At 60.4% G+C, this 20,487-nt stretch carries 23 protein-coding genes; 19 read left to right on the top strand and 4 right to left on the bottom strand.

The features are described from left to right. The first annotated feature begins 44 nt into the window (after positions 1 to 44). Both murA and NW812_RS08115 read left to right on the top strand, forming a co-directional pair. Positions 45 to 1,364: a UDP-N-acetylglucosamine 1-carboxyvinyltransferase gene (murA, locus tag NW812_RS08120; RefSeq protein ID WP_414395920.1), complete on the top strand. Its 1,320-nt coding sequence runs from the start codon at positions 45 to 47 to the stop codon at positions 1,362 to 1,364. A gap of 59 nt (positions 1,365 to 1,423) precedes the next feature. Next, complete coding sequence (locus NW812_RS08115) at positions 1,424 to 2,554, top strand: geranylgeranyl reductase family protein (RefSeq protein WP_414395732.1); 1,131 nt, start codon at positions 1,424 to 1,426, stop codon at positions 2,552 to 2,554. On the opposite strand, the gene NW812_RS08110 is transcribed toward NW812_RS08115, so the two are convergent. After that, complete coding sequence (locus NW812_RS08110; protein ID WP_414395731.1) at positions 2,551 to 3,078, bottom strand: ATP-binding protein; 528 nt, start codon at positions 3,076 to 3,078, stop codon at positions 2,551 to 2,553. The genes NW812_RS08115 and NW812_RS08110 overlap by 4 nt on opposite strands. Positions 3,079 to 3,253: 175 nt before the next feature. Between NW812_RS08110 and NW812_RS08105 the strand changes: the two genes are divergently transcribed. The 7 genes from NW812_RS08105 to NW812_RS08075 all read left to right on the top strand — a co-directional run bounded on the left by NW812_RS08105 (position 3,254) and on the right by NW812_RS08075 (position 8,771). Then, positions 3,254 to 3,505 carry a hypothetical protein gene (locus tag NW812_RS08105; protein ID WP_414395729.1) on the top strand — a complete coding sequence of 84 codons (252 nt, stop codon included), beginning with the start codon at positions 3,254 to 3,256 and terminating at the stop codon, positions 3,503 to 3,505. 85 nt (positions 3,506 to 3,590) lie between these two features. After that, positions 3,591 to 3,953, top strand: a complete 363-nt coding sequence (gene ndhC / locus NW812_RS08100; RefSeq protein WP_414395727.1) for an NADH-quinone oxidoreductase subunit A — start codon at positions 3,591 to 3,593, stop codon at positions 3,951 to 3,953. Further along, entirely contained in the window at positions 3,944 to 4,684 is a 741-nt protein-coding gene (locus NW812_RS08095; protein WP_414395725.1) for an NADH dehydrogenase subunit K, read from the top strand. Before ndhC ends, NW812_RS08095 begins: the two co-directional genes overlap by 10 nt. A 1-nt stretch (position 4,685) precedes the next feature. Further along, entirely contained in the window at positions 4,686 to 5,231 is a 546-nt protein-coding gene (locus NW812_RS08090; RefSeq protein ID WP_414395724.1) for an NAD(P)H-quinone oxidoreductase subunit J, read from the top strand. A 244-nt stretch (positions 5,232 to 5,475) separates the two neighbouring features. After that, positions 5,476 to 6,738 carry a class I SAM-dependent methyltransferase gene (locus tag NW812_RS08085; protein ID WP_414395722.1) on the top strand — a complete coding sequence of 421 codons (1,263 nt, stop codon included), beginning with the start codon at positions 5,476 to 5,478 and terminating at the stop codon, positions 6,736 to 6,738. Positions 6,739 to 6,762: 24 nt separating this feature from the next. After that, positions 6,763 to 7,734, top strand: a complete 972-nt coding sequence (locus NW812_RS08080; RefSeq protein ID WP_414395720.1) for a LysR family transcriptional regulator — start codon at positions 6,763 to 6,765, stop codon at positions 7,732 to 7,734. After that, positions 7,731 to 8,771 (top strand): anthranilate phosphoribosyltransferase family protein, encoded by a 1,041-nt coding sequence (locus NW812_RS08075; protein ID WP_414395718.1) that lies wholly within the window; start codon positions 7,731 to 7,733, stop codon positions 8,769 to 8,771. Before NW812_RS08080 ends, NW812_RS08075 begins: the two co-directional genes overlap by 4 nt. Positions 8,772 to 8,809: 38 nt before the next feature. Here NW812_RS08075 and glgP read toward each other — a convergent pair whose 3' ends face one another. Then, a complete protein-coding gene (glgP, locus tag NW812_RS08070; RefSeq protein ID WP_414395716.1) occupies positions 8,810 to 11,416 on the bottom strand; it encodes an alpha-glucan family phosphorylase in 2,607 nt (868 codons plus the stop codon). A gap of 130 nt (positions 11,417 to 11,546) precedes the next feature. On the opposite strand from glgP, the gene mnmE reads away from it, so the two are divergent. The 4 genes from mnmE to gpmI all read left to right on the top strand — a co-directional run bounded on the left by mnmE (position 11,547) and on the right by gpmI (position 15,772). Beyond that, entirely contained in the window at positions 11,547 to 12,926 is a 1,380-nt protein-coding gene (mnmE, locus tag NW812_RS08065) for a tRNA uridine-5-carboxymethylaminomethyl(34) synthesis GTPase MnmE (RefSeq protein ID WP_414395714.1), read from the top strand. 106 nt (positions 12,927 to 13,032) lie between these two features. Continuing rightward, complete coding sequence (gene dps / locus NW812_RS08060; protein WP_414395712.1) at positions 13,033 to 13,533, top strand: DNA starvation/stationary phase protection protein Dps; 501 nt, start codon at positions 13,033 to 13,035, stop codon at positions 13,531 to 13,533. A 23-nt stretch (positions 13,534 to 13,556) separates the two neighbouring features. Continuing rightward, on the top strand, positions 13,557 to 14,081 hold the full coding sequence (locus NW812_RS08055; RefSeq protein ID WP_414395710.1) for a tetratricopeptide repeat protein: 525 nt from the start codon (positions 13,557 to 13,559) through the stop codon (positions 14,079 to 14,081). A 98-nt stretch (positions 14,082 to 14,179) separates the two neighbouring features. Next, on the top strand, positions 14,180 to 15,772 hold the full coding sequence (gene gpmI / locus NW812_RS08050) for a 2,3-bisphosphoglycerate-independent phosphoglycerate mutase (protein ID WP_414395708.1): 1,593 nt from the start codon (positions 14,180 to 14,182) through the stop codon (positions 15,770 to 15,772). Positions 15,773 to 15,785: 13 nt separating this feature from the next. Here the strand turns inward: gpmI and NW812_RS08045 are convergent, their stop codons facing one another. Beyond that, the gene (locus NW812_RS08045; RefSeq protein WP_414395706.1) at positions 15,786 to 16,100 is read right to left on the bottom strand and encodes a hypothetical protein; all 315 of its coding nucleotides are present in this window, start codon (positions 16,098 to 16,100) and stop codon (positions 15,786 to 15,788) included. Beyond that, on the bottom strand, positions 16,097 to 16,684 hold the full coding sequence (locus NW812_RS08040) for a DUF3177 family protein (protein ID WP_414395704.1): 588 nt from the start codon (positions 16,682 to 16,684) through the stop codon (positions 16,097 to 16,099). The genes NW812_RS08045 and NW812_RS08040 overlap by 4 nt, the downstream gene beginning before the upstream one ends. A 313-nt stretch (positions 16,685 to 16,997) precedes the next feature. Between NW812_RS08040 and NW812_RS08035 the strand changes: the two genes are divergently transcribed. The 6 genes from NW812_RS08035 to atpH all read left to right on the top strand — a co-directional run bounded on the left by NW812_RS08035 (position 16,998) and on the right by atpH (position 20,461). After that, the gene (locus tag NW812_RS08035; protein ID WP_414395702.1) at positions 16,998 to 17,528 is read left to right on the top strand and encodes a hypothetical protein; all 531 of its coding nucleotides are present in this window, start codon (positions 16,998 to 17,000) and stop codon (positions 17,526 to 17,528) included. Between the two features lie 5 nt (positions 17,529 to 17,533). Further along, positions 17,534 to 18,280, top strand: coding sequence for a F0F1 ATP synthase subunit A (gene atpB / locus NW812_RS08030; RefSeq protein ID WP_414395700.1), 747 nt, complete (start codon positions 17,534 to 17,536; stop codon positions 18,278 to 18,280). A 227-nt stretch (positions 18,281 to 18,507) separates the two neighbouring features. Continuing rightward, a complete protein-coding gene (gene atpE / locus NW812_RS08025) occupies positions 18,508 to 18,756 on the top strand; it encodes an ATP synthase F0 subunit C (RefSeq protein WP_414395918.1) in 249 nt (82 codons plus the stop codon). 93 nt (positions 18,757 to 18,849) lie between these two features. After that, positions 18,850 to 19,323 (top strand): F0F1 ATP synthase subunit B', encoded by a 474-nt coding sequence (locus tag NW812_RS08020; protein WP_414395699.1) that lies wholly within the window; start codon positions 18,850 to 18,852, stop codon positions 19,321 to 19,323. A 54-nt stretch (positions 19,324 to 19,377) separates the two neighbouring features. Next, on the top strand, positions 19,378 to 19,887 hold the full coding sequence (locus tag NW812_RS08015) for a F0F1 ATP synthase subunit B (RefSeq protein ID WP_414395697.1): 510 nt from the start codon (positions 19,378 to 19,380) through the stop codon (positions 19,885 to 19,887). A gap of 25 nt (positions 19,888 to 19,912) precedes the next feature. Next, a complete protein-coding gene (atpH, locus tag NW812_RS08010) occupies positions 19,913 to 20,461 on the top strand; it encodes an ATP synthase F1 subunit delta (protein WP_414395695.1) in 549 nt (182 codons plus the stop codon). The last annotated feature ends 26 nt before the right edge of the window (positions 20,462 to 20,487 follow it).

Genomic DNA, 20,487 nt, shown 5'->3' with positions numbered 1-20,487 from the left:
CGGCGGGGCTCTTGGAGCCTGAGCTGTGGCCGACCCCCACAGGGATGGCAGCCTCGTCAGAGATAGCAGGGCCGGTGCTAAAAATTGTTGGCAAGCAGACCCTAAGCGGCCACGTTCCCATCGGGGGATCGAAAAACTCAGCTTTGGCTCTCATGGCCGGATCCCTCTTGGCCCCTGCCGCTTGTCGAATTCACAACGTGCCGCGCCTGCTGGACATCGAACGCATGGGGCAGATCCTGGCCACCCTGGGGGTTAAGGTGTCCCATGTCGGCAATACCCTTGACCTAGACGCCAGCTCCCTGAGGACTTGCCAGGCTCCCTATGAATTGGTCAGCCAGTTACGGGCCAGTTTCCTTATCATCGGACCGTTGGTGGCGCGGCTGGGAGTGGCCAGGGTGCCCCTACCGGGCGGCTGCGCCATTGGTTCGCGTCCTGTGGATCTGCATGTGCGGGGTTTGCAGGCGTTGGGGGCAACGGTTCAGATTGAGCACGGGGTGGTCCACGCCTATGCCCGTAAGCTGGTGGGAACCCGCATCTACCTCGACTATCCCAGCGTTGGTGCTACGGAAACTCTGATGATGGCTGCTACGCTGGCCGAAGGGGAAACGGTGATTGAAAATGCCGCCCAAGAGCCAGAGGTAGCGGACCTGGCCCGTTTTTGTCAGGCGATGGGAGCCCGCATCCGTGGCGTAGGCACCAATACCGTTGTGGTGGTGGGGGTGCCGCGTCTGCATGGCACAGAGTACACCGTCATTCCCGATCGCATCGAGGCCAGTACCTATCTCATCGCTGGAGCGATTACCCGCTCTGAGCTCACCGTGGGGCCGGTGATTCCGGATCACCTGCGGGCGGTGATTGCCAAACTGCGGGACATGGGGCTGCGGGTGGAGGAAGAAGGCCCCAACCGCCTGCGCATTGCCCCGGCTCAACTCAGCTCAGGCTGGATTTGTCAGGCCACCGATATCCAAACCCTGCCCTACCCGGGTTTTCCCACCGATGTGCAGGCGCCAATCATGGCTTTGGCTGCTCTCAGCGAGGGCAGTTGCACCATCGAGGAGACAGTGTTTGAAAACCGAATGCACCACATCCCGGAGCTTAACCGCATGGGCGCGGACATTCGTCTCAAGAACCGGGTGGCCATCGTCCGGGGGGTGCCGTCTCTGTCAGGGGCGCCGGTGGTGGCTACGGACTTGCGGGCGGGGGCGGCCTTGGTGTTGGCTGGCCTGGCGGCCGAGGGCTGCTCCACCATCTACGGGCTCCACTACATCGACCGCGGCTACGAAGCCATCGACGAAAAGTTGCGCAATGTCGGGGCCAAGGTGTATCGCTGTAACAACCCGGCAGAAGACCCGACTACGGCCTAGAGTCAGCCAGGGATAACCCCTTCCCGGCTTCAGCGTTCCCTGAATGTAGGTGTCAAGCCATGTCCTACGTGTATGACTGTGTCATCGTCGGCGCCGGCCCTGCCGGCGGAGCTGCCGCCTACCACCTAGCCAAGCGCGGGCGCTCGGTGCTGGTTCTGGAAAAGGATCCCTTGCCCCGCTACAAGCCCTGCGGGGGCGGCGTCTCCCCCATGGTGGCAGCCTGGTTTGACTTTGACTTCAGCCCCGCCATCTCGCTGAAGATTCGGCAAATTCGCTACACCTGGCGGGGTGGGGATCCAGTGGTGGTCGAGTTGGATCTGAAAGAGCCAGTGTGGATGGTGCGACGGGAGGTTTTCGACGCCTACCTAATCCAGCAGGCCCAGAAGCAGGGGGCCACCCTCTGGGCTGGATGTGCCGCTGCCGGCCTTGAGTGGCAAAGTGACCGCTGGCAGGTAATGACTCCTGCTGGCCCGGTCTGGGGCCGGTACGTGATTGGGGCTGATGGGGCCAAGGGGTCGATGGCAAAGTGGCTGGGCTTTCGCAGTCGCCAGTGCCGCCTGGCCGCTGCCCTAGAGGCGGAAGTAGCTGGCTTGGAACCGCAAACTGCCGCTGCTCACTTTGACTTCGGCAGCGTTAGCAATGGCTACATTTGGAACTTCCCCAAGGCGGACGGCTACTCGATTGGAGCTGGCACCTTTCGGGGTGGCCAGAAACAAAACCTGCGAGAAATAGCCAGCCAGTATGCCCACAACTTTGGCATCGACCTCAAGTCGGTTAAGTCCTTTGGCCATCCCCTCTGCCTTTGGGACGGGGATCAACCCCTGCACAGCCAAAATGCGCTCCTGGTGGGAGATGCCGCCTGTGTTGTCGACCCGTTTACCGCCGAAGGGATCCGTCCCTCCCTCCTCACTGGCATGCTGGCGGCGCAGGCCATCGACCAAGCCCTGGCAGGGGATCCCGAAGCCCTGGCCAACTACTCCGCCCGCGTCCAACAGGAGTGGGGCGCAGAGATGCGCTGGGCCAAGCGGATTGCGGCTCTGTTCTACCGCTTTCCCGGCGTGGGCTACCGAGTTGGCGTCAAGCGACCGGGAGCCACCCGGCGTATGGGCCAAATCCTAGCTGGCGAGCTGCGCTATAGCGATGTGGCTGGCGCGGCCATTCGCCAGTTGAGTGCTGGTCTCTTGGCCTAGACAGCTTGCTGGGAACTGCAGCCAGGATTGTCAAAGCGCCGGCTAATCAACAGACAGTTGCGGCCATCGGCCTGGCGAGTGTAGCTCAGGTGGGTGGAGAGGGCTTTCATCAGCAAAATGCCCCGTCCTCCCTCGGATTCGGCGTCGGGGAGGGGCTTGGCTGCTAGGTTTTGGGCAAAGCCCTCCAAGTCAAACTCCTGACCCTGATCCCAGATGCGTAGCTCTAGTCCCTGCGGCGTCAGCGTCAGCTGGATATCGATAGGCGTACTGGCGGGCAGGGCGCGATGGGCATGGCGGACGGCATTGGTAAACCCTTCCGCCAGAACCAACTGGCACTCCAACCAGATGGGATCTGGAATACCCGCGTTGCGAAAGGACTCAAACCAAGTCAAAACTTCACCTAGGGCATCCAAAGTCGTGTCAACCCTCAGCGCAAAGGCTCGTTTTTCCTCTGCCGGAATCTCTGCCTCACTCAAATTGCGCCCTACTCCGAAGTTCTCTCTCAGCAGGAATGACCCGGTCAAATTCTAAACCAACCTGCTTCAGCCGCTTACCCCCCCCCTTTTTAGGGGGCACTGAGGCTTGCTGTAGCCGCGCCTTCAACTTCCCAAGGGAATGAGAAGCTGCCCAGGAAGAAGCTAAGGGGAAGGGTCTGGGCAGTAGGGGTTAGGATCTGTGAAGATTTGGCCTGTTCTGGCTATGAGTCTCTCTACCTGGAAGCGCTGGTTGGACTCTTTTCTCATTGCCCTGGCCCTTCTGATGTTTGCCGGCTTTGTCTGGTTTGTTTTCTCGGTAACAGCAGCCTTCTTCGGGATTACCCTAGGCTACAAGCTCTGGCTGCGGCTGTGGCTGCCCTGGTTTCAGCCGTTGCTGGGGATCCTGACAGCCGGCGCTTTGCTAAGCGGCGTGTGGAGTTGGCTCTCCCGCAATCGAGACCATCAGCAGCCCTAAAGATCCGCCGGCGCCAAGAGGCCACGGACTGGCTCTATACTGAGAAACGTATCTAAATGTTGAGCACCTGAGGCAGTCTGGCGTCGTGTTTGTCCTATCTGGCTACGAGTACCTGCTGGCTTTCCTCATTGTCTGCGCCCTGCTGCCAGCTTTGGCCCTAGGGGCCTCAGCCCGTTTGTCTCCTAAACGGCAGGGAGCCCTGCGAGTCAGCACCTATGAGTCGGGGATGGAGCCGTTTGGGCAGGCCTGGATTCAGTTCAACATCCGCTACTACATGTTCGCACTTGCCTTCGTCATTTTCGATGTGGAGACTGTGTTCCTCTACCCTTGGGCAGTAGCTTTTCACCGCCTGGGGCTGCTGGCTTTTGTGGAGGCTTTGATTTTCATTGCCATCCTCGTGGTGGGTCTTGTCTACGCTTGGAGAAAAGGAGCGCTGGAATGGTCATGACCTCTAAGGAGCCGGAAGTTTTGTTTCCGGCCTCTCCTCCGCAAGTTACTACGGATCTTTCCAACAACGTTATTCTCACAACGGTAAACGACCTCTACAACTGGGCCAAGATGTCCAGCCTCTGGCCGCTGCTCTATGGCACCGCCTGCTGCTTTATCGAGTTTGCGGCGATGCTGGGATCCCGCTTTGACTTCGACCGCTTTGGCCTGTTGCCTCGGACTTCGCCGCGCACCGCTGATTTGCTCATCACAGCGGGAACGGTAACCATGAAGATGGCGCCGGCGCTGGTTAAGCTCTACCAACAGATGCCCGAGCCCAAGTACGTCATTGCCATGGGAGCTTGCACCATCAGCGGCGGCATGTTCAGCTCTGATTCCTACACCGCTGTGCGAGGGGTGGATAAGCTCATCCCCGTGGACGTGTACATTCCCGGCTGCCCGCCCCGCCCTGAGGCCATTATGGACGCCATTGTCAAGCTGCGCAAGAAGATTGCCGCTGAGGACATGCGGGAGCGGGGCCGTCTGCAGCAAACCCACCGCTACTACACCGTCAAGCACAACCTCAGACCGGTGCCCGAAGTCATCACTGGCAAGTACTTGGAGAGCGAAACCCGCCAGGCTCCGCCGCCGGAGCTAGCTGCCGCCATTGGCCTGCCCGTGCCGCCGGCCCTGCAGACTGCCGACTTCAAGCGGGTAGAGCAACAGCTCAAAGCCTTGCAAGGAGGGGCCTGAGATGACAGATCCCAAAACGCCGGAAAGTCCGCCTCCTGCCTCTGAGCCAGCCGAGTCGCTGGCAACGCGGGAGCGAGGTCCAGTTTCTCAGTTTCTTGCTGACAACGGCTTTGACCACCAGTATCTGGGCAGGGATGCGGCTGGAGTAGAGCTACTGGAGGTGGAGCGGGACTTTCTCCTGCCCGTATGCACCGCTCTCTACGCCTATGGCTTTAACTATCTTGCCTGCCAGTGCGGCTATGACCTAGGGGCAGGCCAGCCGTTGGTTAGCCTCTACCACTTGATTAAGCTGACGGACGGAGCGGATCGCCCGCCGGAGGTGCGCGTCCAGGTGAAACTGCCCCGCGACGATCCGCGGGTGCCCTCGGTGTACTGGATCTGGAAGTCGGCTGACTGGCAGGAGCGGGAGACCTACGACATGTACGGCATTATCTTTGAAGGTCACCCTAACCTAAAGCGGATCCTGATGCCAGAAGACTGGATCGGCTGGCCGCTGCGCAAGGACTACATTACGCCTGACTTTTATGAGTTGCAGGATGCCTACTAAGAGGGCTCCCTCAACCACCTGGCTGGCGTTTGCAGGATAAGCGAAAATGTGGCCGTTTTTGCTCTTGGCAATCTACGCAGGAGGGGTTTGGTACTCGCTCCGCAAGGCAGATCGCCTCTACTCGGGATCGGGAAAATGGCTGGTCTCAGCTCTCTGGCCAGTCCTGCTTTTCACAAACCGTCGGTTTCGCCAAAATTGGCGCCGCCCCTTGCAGAGATGAGTCTCCTAGCCTATAGGCACCTTGTTGCACCCCCAGACGGACCAACAACTTCGGGATCTCATCGCTAGCCGCATCCGCGCCCAGGGGCCAGTGACTTTTGCCCAGTTCATGGAGTGGGCCCTCTACGAGCCGGAGCTGGGCTACTACGAGCGGGGCTACCCCATTGGCCCTGACTACTTAACGGCTCCCCACCTGGCGCCCGACTTTGCTCACCTGTTAGCGGAGCAGATTCACCAGTTCTGGCAAGTTCTAGGCTCCCCTTCTGCTTTTGCGGTCGTTGAGATGGGGGCAGGCAGCGGTCGCCTGGCTGAAGATTGGTTAACCTACGTGCGCTCGGCTTACCCCGCGTTTTGGCAGGCTCTAGAGTACGGGATCCTGGAGCGCTCTGCCTCTTTGCGGCGGCTGCAGCAGGAGCGCTTGGCGGGCTTTGGGGAGAAGGTGCGCTGGCTGGCGTGGGACGAAATCCCGGAGGAATCGGTAACTGGCTGTTTTTTCTCCAATGAGCTGGTGGATGCCTTTCCGGTCCATCGGGTGCAGGTGCAGGGGGGCTCTTTGCGGGAAATCTACGTGGATTGGACAGAGGGAGGGTTTCAAGAGGTGCTGGGGGATCCCTCGACCCCCGCGCTAGAAGCGTACTTTGCCCGGCTGGGGATCCCAATTACCACCTACCCCTCTGGCTACCAAACCGAGGTCAACCTCAAGGCCCTTGAGTGGCTGCAGCTCCTGGCCCGTAAGCTGCGGCGGGGCTACGTGCTGACCATCGACTACGGCTATCCTGCCCAGCGCTACTACAACCCCCAGCGCTCCCAGGGCACGCTCCTAGCTTACCGCCGACACGCCACCTCTGCGGATCCCTATAGCCGGGTGGGGTGCCAAGATCTCACGGCCCATGTGGACTTTACAACCCTGGAACAGGTGGGGGAATCCCTGGGACTCAAGCGACTAGGCTTCACGCAGCAAAGCTATTTTCTGGTAAGCCTGGGGTTGGCGGAGCGGCTGGCCGCCCTCAGCTCAACGGGCGGTGGGGCAGGGGGCGTGGGCCAGGTGCTGCGGCGGCGCTTTGCGCTCCAAGCGCTGATCGATCCGCTGGGGCTAGGCAGCTTTGGGGTGCTGCTGCAGGCCAAGGGCCTGAGTGAGTTGGAATCTACCCAGCGGCTGCGGGGCTTTGCCGAGCCGGAGCTAATGCCTATGGGCGGGGCGGGCTTGAAAGTGAACCCTACGGCAGGGTTTGGTAGCGGCACTTACAGCAGTTCGAGAGATCCCTGGCTAAAATCCCGCGGCAGCTAGGCCGTAACTCCTGAGAGGTTCTCGGTGCGCTTGGAGCTGTTACAGGCTTTTCTAAACGTCGTCGAAAGTGGCAGCTTTTTGGCTGCAGCCCGCCGCAGTGGCCTAAGCCAGCCTACCATCAGCCGCCAAATTCAGGCCTTGGAGGAAGAGGTGGGCGCTCCGCTACTGCACCGCAAGAGCCCAGTGGCCCTGACGGTGGCGGGGGAACGGCTCCTACCCCATGCCCGGCGCATCTGTCAGGAGTGGCAGCAAGCCCAAGCCAGCATTCGGGAATGGCTGCAGGGCGGGCAAAGCGAGCTCTGCGTTGCCGGGATCCACTCCCTGACTGCCTATCGACTGCCGCCGGTGCTGCAGGAGTTCTGCCGAGAGTACCCGCAGGTGCAGTTGCGGGTTACAGCTCTAGGCAGCGACCGCGCCTTGAAGGTGCTCAAGGATGGGTTGGTGGATGTGGCTTTGGTGATGGAAAATCCCTGGCTAAGGCGGGGGGACGAACTGGTAGTGGAGCCCCTGTATTCCGAGCCCATCCAGGTGTTGATGGCCACCAGCCATCCCCTCAGCCGCTACGAGCGGATCCCTTGGCCGGTGTTGGCCGAGTACCCCCAGGTCGTGTTTAAAGATGGCTATGCCATGCGCACTTGCGTGGAGTCCCACCTGGCCCGCCAGGGGTTAACTCTCAAGGCAGCGCTGGAGCTGAACACGCTGGAGGCCTTTCGCGGTGTCGTTCGCCAGGGGCAGTTGATTGCTCTCCTGCCAGAATCGGCTCTAGTGGACTGTCACGCCGACCCAGGGTTGCAGGTGCGGCCCACCGACCCCCCCTTGTTGCAGCGACAGGTAGTGGCAGTAACCACCCGTGATCGCTATCGGATCCCGCCCATTCGCCGGTTTTTGCAGTTAGCAGCCCAGTTGCTCCGCCAGCCTGCTTCCGACGCCAAGGCAGATAGGGATGCCTCCTGGGTTTCTGCCAAGTTCGCTCGCCCTAGACTGCCAAAGCTATGAGCCACGAGTTTCGCGAGCTTTTGAAGAAAATCAGCAGCGGCACCCACACTCACGAGGATCTCACCCGCGGCGAAGCCGCCCAGGCTACTCGGCTGCTCCTTGCGGGCAAAGCCACCCCGGCCCAGATTGGGGCCTTTTTGATTGCTCACCGCATCAAGCGCCCCACCGCCGAAGAGCTGGCTGGTATGTTGGATGCCTATGCCGAGTACGGCCCTCGCCTTCCCCAACGAGATCTGCCCCATCCCTTGGTTATCTTTGGCCACCCCTACGACGGCCGCTCGCGAACAGCGCCGCTGGGGGTGTTGGTGGCTTTGGTATTGGCGGCAGCAGGAGCAGCTGTTTTGCTCCATGGTTCCGCCTGTTGCCCTCCCAAGTATGGTCTACCCTTGGAGGTGGTTTGGCGAGGCTTGGGGGTGGACTGGCGAGGATGGTCGCTGGAGCAGGTGGGCCGATGCCTGGAGCAAACTGGCTTGGGATTTTTGTACTTGCCAGACTGCTTCCCCCAAGCGCAAGCTCTGATGGAGTACCGGGATCAAATCGGCAAGCGCCCTCCCCTGGCTACGCTGGAGCTGGTCTGGGCACCCTATGAGGGCCCCTTCCACCTGGTGGCCGGCTATGTGCATCCGCCCACCGAGGCCACAATGCTGGAGTTGTTTGCCCTGCAAGGGATCCAAAACTTTACCACGGTCAAGGGACTAGAAGGCAGCAGCGACCTGCCGCGGGAGCGGACAGCTATCCTCAACCACCGCGGGGAACGGCTGCTGCTCAAAGCCCGCGACCATCACCTGGCTGGCCCGGAGATCCCGCTGGCGGAGGAGAAAGAGTTGCTGCGGCAGATGCACCAGCTCCTCAACGGGGATCCCTCCCCCCTTGCCCCAGCGGTACTCTGGAATGGCGGCAGCTACCTCTGGCTGCTGGGCTATGCTCAATCTCTCAGCGAGGGGATCCAGCAAGCAGAGGAATTGCTCCGCTCTGGCCGAGTGAGGGAAAAGCTGCAACAGCTCCAACACCTAGCTTGCCTGGCCCAGCTTTCCTAAAAACCAACTGGCCCAGCTCTTGAGGAGGGCCTGACCGGCTAGGCCCAGAGCATCAGCCGCAGCTCATAGGGATCGGGCATATCGGGGTGAAAGGGCAATAGGCGGATGGCCAACCCCTGCAAGCCGCTGCTCTCGTAGCGAACTTGGCCACAAAAGATGGCGCGATCCCCCACTGTCTCCACGTAGCGCAAGGGGGTTGCCCGGCCGTTTTGGATCTGGCCCTTGTCGTCCACCGACCCCTGGTAGGCTTGAACAATCACATCCTGCGGCTGCAGGGATCCCAGCTGCACCTCCACCGTTACGGTGAGGGGTTCCCCGGCCATCACCACTTCCTGGACCTGGCTATCCCGGCCGGCAGAAGGCTTGCCAGTGGGCTGTCTTGGGTTTTCAATCCGGACGTCGAGAACCCGGAGGTTGTACCAGTTCTCCTGCAGATGGTTCCGCCAACGGGTAAACTGGCGGGCCGCCTGGAAGTTGTTGCGCCGCATGCGGTCAAAGGAGTTGCTCAACGGAATGTAGGCTCGCTCGGCATACTCCCGAACCATGCGCTGGGTGCTGAAGCGAGGGCAGTTGAGGCGGATTGCCTGCTTCATGCGCTGAATCCAGGCATGGGGCAGGCCATCGCTGCCGCGTTGGTAGAAAAGAGGAGCTACTTCCTTTTCCAGGAGATCGTAGAGGGCGTTGGCCTCCACCTCGTCCTGGTAGGCGCGATCCTCAAACTCCTCGCCGCGGCCAATGGGCCAGCCAGTCTGGTAGTAATCTGCCTCATCCCACCAGCCGTCCAAGATGCTCAGGTGCAGTCCGCCGTTAGCCGCTGCCTTCATGCCGCTAGTACCGCTGGCCTCGCGGGGGCGCAGGGGGGTGTTCAGCCACACGTCCACCCCGGCCACCATTAAGCTAGCGATGTACATGTCATAGTCTTCGATAAACACCAGCCGCTGGCGGAACTCTGGCTGGCGCGACACCTGGACAATCTGGCGGATCAACTCCTTGCCGGCTGTATCGCGAGGGTGGGCCTTGCCGGCAAAGATAAACTGCATCGGGTACTGGGGATGGTTGATCAGGGCTTTGAGCCGCTCCAGGTTGTGGAGCAAGAGAGTGGCCCGCTTGTAGGTGGCAAAGCGGCGGGCAAACCCAATGGTAAGCACCTCTGGGTTGAGGGCTTCTGAGGCCCGTTGGATCTCAGCCGTCGAGGCTGCCCGCTTTTGCAGCTGCTCCACCAGGCGCTGGCGGGTGAAGTCAATGAGGCGAGCGCGGCTGTGCTCGTGCGCCCGCCACAGTTCCGCATCCGGGATCCGATCCACCTTCTGCCAGAGAGGATCCGAGGGAGGAGCCTCCGCCCAATCCGGCCCCAGGTAGCGGTCGTAGAGAGCTTGGTTTTCCTCCCCCACCCAGGTGCGGACATGCACGCCATTGGTGATGGAGGTAATCGGCACCTCCTCTTGCGGGATCCCAGGCCAGAGGGGGCCAAACATCTTGCGGGCGACCGCCCCATGGAGCTTGCTGACGCCGTTAACAAACGAGGCCATGTTGATGGCCAGCACCGCCATGCTGAAAGGGGACTGGAAGTCGCCTGGATTTTCTCGACCCAGGGCCAAAAAGTGCTCCCGACTTAGGCCCATCTGGCGGTAGTAGGAGCCCAGGTAGTAGTCGATTTTGTCTGGCGGGAACAGGTCGATCCCCGCAGGCACTGGCGTGTGGGTGGTAAACAGCTGGCTCGACTTAGCCACCTGCCAGGCCTCCTCAAAGCTCAGCCCTTGCTCCACCATCAACAGGCGGATCCGCTCCACTGCCAAAAAGGCAGAGTGCCCCTCGTTCATGTGGTAGACAGTGGGGTGGATCCCAAGGGCGCGCAGAGCCCGCACACCACCGATCCCCAGCATCATCTCCTGGTGGATGCGCACATCCTGGTCGCCCCCGTAGAGCTCATCGGTGATGTCCTGGTCGTACTGGCTGTTGGGCTCGATGTTGGTGTCGAGAAGGTATAGGGGCACTCGCCCCACCATGGCTTTCCAGATGCGGGCAAATACCTTGCGGTTGGGGTAGTCCACCTCAATGCGAATCTCGCGGCCCTCCGCGTCTCTTTGCAGCTCCAGGGGCATGTTAAAGAAATCGTTGGTGGGGTAGCGCTCCTGCTGCCAGCCATCGGGGCTGAGGTACTGGCGGAAATACCCCTTTTGGTAGAGCAGGCCCACACCCACGAGCGGCAGGCCCAAGTCGCTGGCTGCCTTGAGGTGATCCCCGGCCAACACCCCCAAACCCCCTGAGTAAAGAGGCAGACAGTCGGCCAAGCCAAACTCCGCGGAAAAATAGGCGTAGCATTCCCCTTCCACCGCATGGGATAAGCGGTACCGACGGTACCACGTGTCTCGTTGGAGATAGCTGTGTAGTTGCTGGCTAGCTCGCTCCAGTTGGGCTAAGAACCCCGGATCCTCTGCCAATTCATCCAGCCGTTCCTGCCGGATCTGGCCCAAAAGAGCCACAGGGTTGTGCCCGCAGGCATCCCACAGATCTGGATCCATGCGCCGGAACAGGGTGCGGGTTTCTACGTTCCAACTAAAATGCAGGTTGTAGGCCAAAAAGCGCAGGCTCTCCAAGGCAGGCGGCAGGTAAGGGATTACCCTAAACGTGCGTAACGGCTTCATATTAGGACAAGTGCAGGTCGCCACTGCCAAGCTACCCTGACCTCGGCGGGAGAGCTTAGCTTTTTACAGCTTCTTTCGAGTTAAGGCCGGGCTCCTGCCTACAGGGAACTAAGGCATAGCCCATTCACCTATGGATCCCACTACACCCCTGGCCGACACCATTGCTGCCATTGCCACCGCCGTGGTGCCCGAGCAGGGCAGCATTGGCATTGTGCGCCTTTCCGGCTCGCGGGCTCTGTCCATTGCCCAGGCGATCTTTACTCCCGCCCGCCGCAATGCCACCTGGGAGAGCCATCGCCTTCTCTATGGCTGGATCCATGACGAGAAGGGCCAACCACTGGACGAAGCTCTGGCTGTGTGGATGCAGGCCCCCCGCTCCTACACCCGCGAGGATGTGGTGGAGTTCCATTGCCACGGCGGCATTATGGTGGTTCAGGCTACCCTACAGCAGTGCCTGCGCCAGGGAGCCCGGCTAGCGCAGCCAGGGGAGTTTAGCCTGCGCGCTTTCCTAAACGGTCGCATCGATCTAACCCAGGCCGAAAGTGTGGCTGATCTGGTGGCAGCCCGCTCTCCGCAGGCAGCTCAAATGGCGCTGGCGGGTCTGCAGGGCAAACTGGGACAGTCTATCCGCGCCCTGCGCCAGGCGCTCCTGGGCTTATTGGCCGAGATCGAGGCGCGAATTGACTTTGAAGAGGATCTGCCCCCTCTGGATGTCCCGGCTTGGCAGGCCCGGCTGCAAGACATTCAGGCTCAGATGCAGGCCCTGCTGGCCACTGCCGAACGGGGGCAACTGCTGCGCACTGGGGTGAAAGTGGCCATTGTCGGGCGGCCCAATGTGGGCAAGTCCAGCCTGCTCAACGCCTGGTCAGGGCAGGATCGCGCTATTGTCACGGATCTACCTGGCACCACTCGGGATGTGGTGGAATCCCAGTTGGTGGTGAGAGGGATCCCCGTCCAGCTCCTGGATACCGCCGGCATTCGCGCCACTGACGATCCGGTGGAGCGGCTGGGGGTGGAGCGCTCCCAACGGCTGGCCCAGACCGCCGATGTGCTGGTGCTGGTCATCGATGCTCAGGCGGGCTGGACGGAGGCTGATGCGGCTATCTATGCTTCCATCCGCCACCGCCCCCTGATTCTAGTGATCAACAAAACTGACCTCGCCTCCCCCAACGGCATTTCTCTCCCCCCCGAAATCACCTACCGTGTCCCTGCTGTTGCCGCCCAGGGCAAGGGGATCCCAGAGCTGGAAGAAGCCCTGGAGCAGCTTGTTACCCAGGGGCGACCCCAGCCCAACTTGGAGGTCAGCCTCAACCAGCGCCAGGCCGCCGCCCTCCGCCAGGCCCAAGCCAGCCTAGAACAAGTGGCCCAGGCCATGCGGGAACAGCTCCCCCTCGATTTCTGGACCATCGACCTGCGGGGGGCGCTGCACGCCCTTGGCCAGATCACCGGCGAGGAGATCTCCGAGGCAATCCTGGATCAGATCTTCAGCCGCTTTTGCATTGGCAAGTAACCGCTTGCTAACTCATACTCATTCTGAGTTTGTGTTAGTATAGGCCCAGTTGGGAGCTGACAGACTGATGGCCCCAGCGGATTCCACAACAATTGGGAGGTTGGCTATGGTTAGCGCCGAAAAAACCCGTCTCTACCCCACTCAGCTCGACCTGCCGGCCGAGGCCCGCGCGCAACTGGTGGAGCTGCTCAACCAGTCTTTAGCGGACACCCTGGATTTGAAGACTCAGGTGAAGCAGGCCCACTGGAACGTCAAAGGCATGAACTTCATCGCCCTGCACGAGATGTTTGACACCTTTGCCAGCACCCTGGAAAACTACGTGGACATGCTGGCCGAACGGGTTACGGCCCTGGGGGGCATTGCCCGCGGCACGGCCCGCATTGTCGCCCAAACCTCGAGCTTGCCTGAATACGACCTGACGGCTGAAGACGGTCGGGCTCACCTGCAGGCTTTGGCGGCCCGCTACGGTCAGTATGCCGCTGCCGTTCGGCGCAACATTGACCGCGCCACCGAGCTGGGGGACGCCGACACTGCCGACCTGTTTACCGAGATCTCGCGGCAAATCGATAAAGATCTCTGGTTTATCGAGGCCCACCTGCAGGCTTAAAGAGCTAATTGTGGGGTAACAAAATGGTTGCCAGTGCTTCTCTCCTTTACTTGGCAGCTTTGGCAGGCATCCTGGGGGTGGTGGGTTTCTTTGTCTTGCGTGGGGTGCTACGCCTATGGGCGCAGGAAAAAGTCATTCGCGAGCTCCAGCCCCGCCTAAGTAAGGGCAAGGGATCCCCCCAGGAGCACTACGAGTTGGGCAGCGTCTACCTGCAAAAGGGTCTCTACGAGCAGGCCATCGTCCAGCTCAAAAAAGCCCTGGAAGTGGCTGGGGAAAACATCCCCCCGGTTTGCAACGCTCTTGGCTTTGCCTACTTTAGCCAGGGGCAATACGATCTGGCCATTCGCTACTACAAAGATGCGGTGGCGGCAGATCCGGCCTATGTAACCGCCTGGAATAACCTGGGCCATGCCTACGAGAAAAAAAATCTCTATGGCCCTGGCCTGGAAGCCTACGAGACCGTGTTGAAGCTGGATCCCCAAAATGCCATTGCCAAGCGCCGCGCCGAGTCCCTGCGCAAGCGTCTGCAGCCCAGCTCCCGCGGCTAATTGACAATTGCTGGCCTTAAAAGAAAGTGGAGGTTAGGGATCCGGTACCGTATTGCCGGGGCTGGTATCATGTTTTGGAAAACGCGAGAGACCGCTTCATGAATGCACAGTCGGTGGCACCGGTAGTTTTGGTCATTCTAGATGGCTGGGGTTATCGCGAGGCCGCGGAGGGCAACGCCGTGCTGGCTGCCCGAACCCCCGTCATGGATAGCCTATGGGCTACCTATCCCCATACCCTGCTGCAAGCTTCGGGGCGGGCCGTGGGTTTGCCAGAAGGGCAGATGGGCAACTCCGAGGTGGGCCACCTAACTCTGGGAGCAGGGCGGGTAGTGCCGCAGGAGTTGGTGCGCATTAGCGATGCCATTGAGACGGGATCCCTTTTTCAAGAGCCTCTTTTGGTGGAAGTTTGTCGTCAACTCAAGGAGCGGGGAGGCCGGTTTCATTTCATCGGGCTCTGCTCTGCAGGAGGGGTTCACTCCCACATTGACCACCTCTACGGCCTGCTGAAACTGGCAGCGCAGGTGGGGATCCCTGCCTACGTTCATGCCATTACCGATGGCCGCGATACTCCCCCTTGTGAAGGGGCAACAGTTCTGGCCGCCCTCCAAAAAGAGCTGCAATGGCTGGGCAACGGCGTCATCGCCACCCTGAGCGGCCGCTACTACGCCATGGATCGGGATCGCCGTTGGGAGCGCACCCAGAAGGCCTACGAGGTTATGACGGAAGATGGCCCTGGCTGTGGCCGCAGCGCTGCCGAGGTGATGGCAGACTTTTACGCCCAGGATATTACCGACGAGTTCATTCCCCCCACCCGTTTGGCGCCGGGAGCAGTAAGGCCGGGAGATGCAGTCATCTTCTTCAACTTCCGCCCGGATCGGGCCCGCCAGCTTACCCAAGCTTTCGTCTGCCCCGACTTTTCCGGTTTCCAGCGCTGCCTTATTCCGGACCTCACCTTCATCACCATGACCCAGTACGATCCCACCTTGCCGGTGCAGGTGCTCTTTAAGCCGCAGAACCTGGATCACCTGGTAGGGCAGGTGGTAAGCGAGGCTGGCCTTAAGCAATTGCGCATTGCCGAAACGGAAAAATACGCCCACGTCACCTACTTCTTCAACGGCGGCCTAGAGCAGCCCTTCCCTGGGGAAGATCGCATCTTGGTTCAAAGCCCGCTGGTGGCCACCTACGACCAAGTGCCGGAGATGTCGGCGAGGAAAGTCACCGACAAGGCTATCGAAGCCATTGCCCGCGGCGAGTACAGCCTGGTGGTGCTGAACTACGCCAACCCTGACATGGTGGGCCACACCGGCAACTTTGAGGCCACGGTGCGGGCTCTGGAAACGGTAGACCACTGCCTAGGTCGCCTGCTGGCGGCAGTGGTAGACGTAGGGGGCACCACCCTCATCGTTGCGGATCACGGCAATGCCGAGCTGATGTGGGACGAGCAGGGCAACCCCTGGACCGCCCACACCACCAACCCCGTGCCCTGCATTCTGGTGGAGGGCGAAAAGCGCAAGATCCCGGGCCGCGGTGGCGACGCCAGGCTGCGTTCCGGCGGCACCTTGGCTGATGTCGGACCCACCCTGCTCGAGATCTTGGGCTTGCCGCAGCCCCCAGAGATGACGGGGCAGTCCCTCCTGCAGCCGGCAGAATACACCCTCCTGCAGCGGCAGCCGGCGCCTGTGGGGCGCTAAAACCCGCCCTCCCCTACTCGGCTACTGGGATCCCTTCTTGGATTAGCCAAGCCCTCAACTCCTCCCAGCTGCGGTAGAGAGCTAAAACCTGGGAGTGCTCAGGGTGGTAAGGGGCCCTGAGGCGCTCTAACTGTAAGAAGCGAGCCTGAGGAGGGATCACCGGCACCTCTGGATCGGGGGGGGTGGGCCGGCGCAGGGAGCTGCTATAGCCGCGGTAGATGAGCACCAAGTCCGTTTCCCCCTCGCTTTCCACCTCCACCCGCAGCACCTCCTGGGGGTGGGCTTGGCTGTAGCGCTCTAGAGCCAGCGGCCAGGGCAGGGCGCTCATGCTGCCAACTCCCTTTTCTCGGTAGGGGGCCGCAGCCGCCAGACGAAATAGACGCCGTAGAGTAGGTAAACTACCAAGCCCCAGGCCCCTAGGCTCCCGAGCAGCTCGGGGGGTACATTGGGATGGAAGATCTCCCGAAAGCCCAGCGGCGGCTCAAACCAGGCTCGACACTGCAGCGACAAAGAAGCCTGGAAGGCGCAGGGCATAAAGGCTCCTGAAAAGAAGAACCCGACCCCCATATAGCCAGTCAGGATCCACCGCCAGAGCAAGAAAGCCCGCGCTGCCCAGCTTCTCGACTGCTCGAGGGCGGTGCTCCAATCCCGCCAGAACCAAAGGCTGAGCGGGATCAAAAGCCGTGCCATTGCCCCGCTCAGGAAACTGATGGGCAGGCCGCCAATCATGAGATATACGGTTACCGCCAACAGGCTAGACACCCGCCAGTAGACAATCAGAAGCTGGATCAGGGGCCCCAGCCCCACCGCAAAAGCCCAAACCAAGAGAGCTAGCGGCACCACCACGGTCAGCGCCACAGCTAGGCTGTAGTCCGCCCAAATGGCTTTCAGCAGCCACTCCTGTGGGATCATCCTCTCCTTCTCTCCTTCCTGACCCTAGTATGCCGGGATCTGCAGCAGGATCCCCCAGGGGTACAGAATACTACCCCTCCCCAAGACTTTACGCTGCAGGCTTTTGGAAAGTTTTCCAATTCTCGCCATTGCCCATCCAGGAAGGTGGTAGATTCTTAAAGGAACACCTCGTGGGCCAGCCGTCTTTCTGGAAGGCAGATGAGAGTTTCCTAGGGCCTTGGTTTGGCCTAGTGTGTTAGTGTGTTAAGTATTGTTACTCAGCCATGGTATTTTGGGTTAAGGCCGACCCCTAAGAGGTAGGAATCCCGCTTCCATGTCCCCTTCTTTCAGACTTCTCTCTCACAGTCCTAGCCGCTGGAAGGCAGCCCAGTGGAAGCCCAGGCCCTTGCCTCCCCTAGAGGACGTGCCCCTTTCTCAAAACGATGGGGAAGAGAGGGGTTGCCAAGCTTCGCTGCAGCCAGAGCCAACCTCTCGCGAGGGGACAGTGGGCAGAAGCTATGCGGCACTGCAGTTATGGCTGGCGCTAGTTACCCTTAGCGTGAGCCTGCCCATTGCCCTGGGGTTGGCTTTGGTTTACTCGCCAGGGGTTGCAGGCAACTACTTGCTAGGGGCAATGGTCGGCGTAGTCTATCTGCGCATGCTGGGCCGCAGCGTGGCAGAGCTGGGCAAAACTCGCAGCCGTTTAGGGGTGACGCGCCTGGCTTTGTTTGTTGGGCTGATGGTTTTGGCTGCGAAGGTGAAGTCCCTACAGATTTTGCCCATCTTCTTTGGGTTTATGACGTATAAGGTCACCCTGCTCATCTACCTCGTCCAGACGTTGAGCCGTTTATCTTCCTCTTCCTGATGCTTATGAGCCCGTCCTTCTCCTCGCCTTTTCTCTTAGCAGAGCTTGAGGTTGGCCATCACCTCTACTGGCACCTGGGCAAGTTTACGGTCCACGGCCAGGTTCTGATTACCAGTTGGATTGCCATTGCCCTGATTTTGACGGTGGTGCTGCTGGGCACTCGTCAACTGCAGCGGGAGCCCGCTGGCTTGCAGAACTTTGTTGAGTATGTTTTGGAATTTGTGCAAAGCATTGCCCGTGCCCAGATTGGCGAGAAAAACTTCCGGCCCTGGGTGCCCTATGTTGGCACCTTGTTTCTGTTTATTTTTGTCTCCAACTGGATGGGGAATCTTTTCCCCTGGAAGTTGATCCCGTTGCCGGAAGGGGAGCTGGCTTCTCCCACCAACGACATCAACACCACTGCCGGCTTGGCGCTGCTTACCAGTATCATGTATTTCGTGGCCGGCATCAGCAAGCGGGGGCTGTCCTACTTTAAAAAGTACATCGAGCCCACGCCGGTTCTCTTGCCCATCAACGTTCTAGAGGACTTCACCAAGCCCCTCTCCCTAAGTTTCCGTCTGTTTGGCAACATCTTGGCCGAGGAGCTGGTGATTGCGGTGTTGGTGTTGCTGGTGCCCTTGTTGATCCCGGTGCCGGTGATGATCCTGTTCCTGTTTACCGGAGCCATTCAGGCTTTAATCTTCGCAACCCTCTCGGCGGCTTACATTGGAGAGGCGCTGGAAGGCCATGGGGGTGGGGATCACCACGATTGAGCTGCCGAGGAGTCGGCGAGGGCTGGGGCGCTCAGCTCTCCCCACCTCTTCCGGGGGTTGTTGCCGGGGCTGGGTAAGGTTTGTTGGGGCCGAGGGCCTGTGCCCAGAGGTCGCCGACAAGGGGGCGATCGGCTCGGAGACTCCAGCCAGATCACCTCAAACCAAAGGCGCTGTTGCAGTCGTGCCTACTTCTGTTCTGTAACGACGAGGAGAATCTCACGATGGCTATGGATTCGTTAACCTCTGCTGCCTCTGTTTTGTCTGCTGCTCTGGCTATTGGTTTGGGATCCCTGGGTCCAGGGCTGGGCCAAGGGAATGCTGCTGCTGCGGCCATGGAGGGGCTGGCCCGCCAGCCAGAGGCGGAAGATAAGATCCGCGGCAGCCTGTTGATCAGCCTGGCCTTCATGGAAGCTCTGACCATCTACGGCTTGGTGGTGGCGCTGGTGCTTTTGTTTGCTAACCCCTTCGCCTCCTAGTGCTGTCGTCTCGGGGGCAGTCTGGACAGTCCCTGCCGGCTTGCCCCCTAGTCTTGCTTCAGCTCAGAATCCCGTTTTTGTCCCTGAGGCCCCATGCTCTCCTCAGCCCTTTTGGCCGTCGAGGCCGCCGAGAAAAATGGTCTCTTCGACTTGGATGCCACCCTGCCCATCATCGCCATTCAATTTCTGTTGTTGGTAGCCGTGCTTAACTCTCTCTTCTACGAGCCGGTTACTCGGGTTATTGACAGCCGCAACGACTACATCCGCTCCACCCAGGCGGAAGCCCAGGAGCGGTTGGAGAAGGCAGCGGCCCTGGCCCAAGAGTACGAGGCGGAGATTAGCCGAGCTCGCCTGCAGGCGCAGGCCGTGATTGCCGAGGCGGAAGCGGCTGCTGCTCGCATCCGTTTAGAGAAGCTGGCGGCAGCTCAGGCAGAGATCCAAGCCAAGCTGGAAGCGGCGCGGCGGCAGGTTGAGCAGGAAAAGCAAGCAGCCCTTGAACAGCTGCAGCAGCAAGTGGAGGCCATCGCCGCCCAGATTACCGAGAAATTGCTAGGCAGCGTCCGTTGAGTGGCTGGTTAAACGTTCCTTGGGGAGTAGCTTGTGATGCTAGGGTTTAGCTGGATGCCCGCTTGGCTTTTGGCCGTGGCTGAGTCGGGGATCCTCGAGGCGGTTCTAGAAAGCAACCTCATCAACATCGCCATTATCCTAACTTTGCTGTACCTCTTGGGTCGCCGAGTGGTGGGGGAAGCGCTGGCCAAGCGGCGGGAAAGCATCCTCGAAGAGCTGCGGCAGGCGGAGCAGCGCAAGCAGGAAGCCCTCGAGAGGCTGGCGAAGGAACAGCAAAAGCTGGCGCAGGCCCAGCAGGAAGCAGAGCGCATTCGCCGTCAGGCGGAAGCTAGCGCAGAGGCCCGCCGTCAGGAGCTGTTGCAGCAGGTGGAGCAGGAGATCGAACGGCTGCGCGCCAAAGCGGCAAGGGATCTCGCCGCCGAGCAAGAGCAAATTCTCCAAGAGCTGCGCTGCCAAATTGTTCGCCAAGCGCTGCGCAAGGTGGAACAGGAGCTGCCGCAACACCTCAATGAGCAGATTCACCATCGCCTCATTGAGCAAGGGATCCAGATGCTTGCCCGCTAGGTGAGTTCAGGAGAAACGGAAACCCATGCTGAACCGGAAAATGGCTCTTAGGGTAGTGGATCCCTACGCCGAGGCTTTGGTTTCTCTGGCTTCTGGACAGGGGTTGCTAGACACCTTTACCGCCGATGTGCGCTTTATTGCCGCTGTTTTGCAGGCCACGCCGGAGCTGGGCCAGTTTCTGGCTAGCCCCCTGGTGAAGACGGAAGCCAAGAAAAACCTTCTGCAGCAGGTGTTTGCCGATCAGATCCACCCGCTGCTGCTCAACGCCCTTCAGCTGTTGACCGACCGCCGCCGCATCATGTTCCTTGGGGCTCTCTGTCAGCGTTTCTTGGAGCTGCAGCGGAAACTGCAAAACATTGTTCTTGCGGAGGTAACTGCCGCAGTGCCCTTGACCGAAGCCCAGCAGCAATCCATCCGGGAGCGGGTAAAGGACTTCACGCAAGCCAGCAGCGTGGAGCTGCAGATTAGCCAAGATCCCACAGTGCTAGGCGGAGTGATCCTCAAGATTGGCTCCCAGGTCATCGACCTCAGCTTGCGCGGCCAGTTGCGCCGGCTGGCGCTGCAGCTAGCTTAAGTTTTGAGATCCCCTTTCCTGAGAGG

This window comes from Synechococcus sp. O70.2 (genome assembly GCF_047462135.1).
Lineage (GTDB): Bacteria > Cyanobacteriota > Cyanobacteriia > Thermostichales > Thermostichaceae > Thermostichus.
Note: the sequence above shows the minus strand (reverse complement) of the source record. Positions and strands in the feature narration are given on the sequence as shown.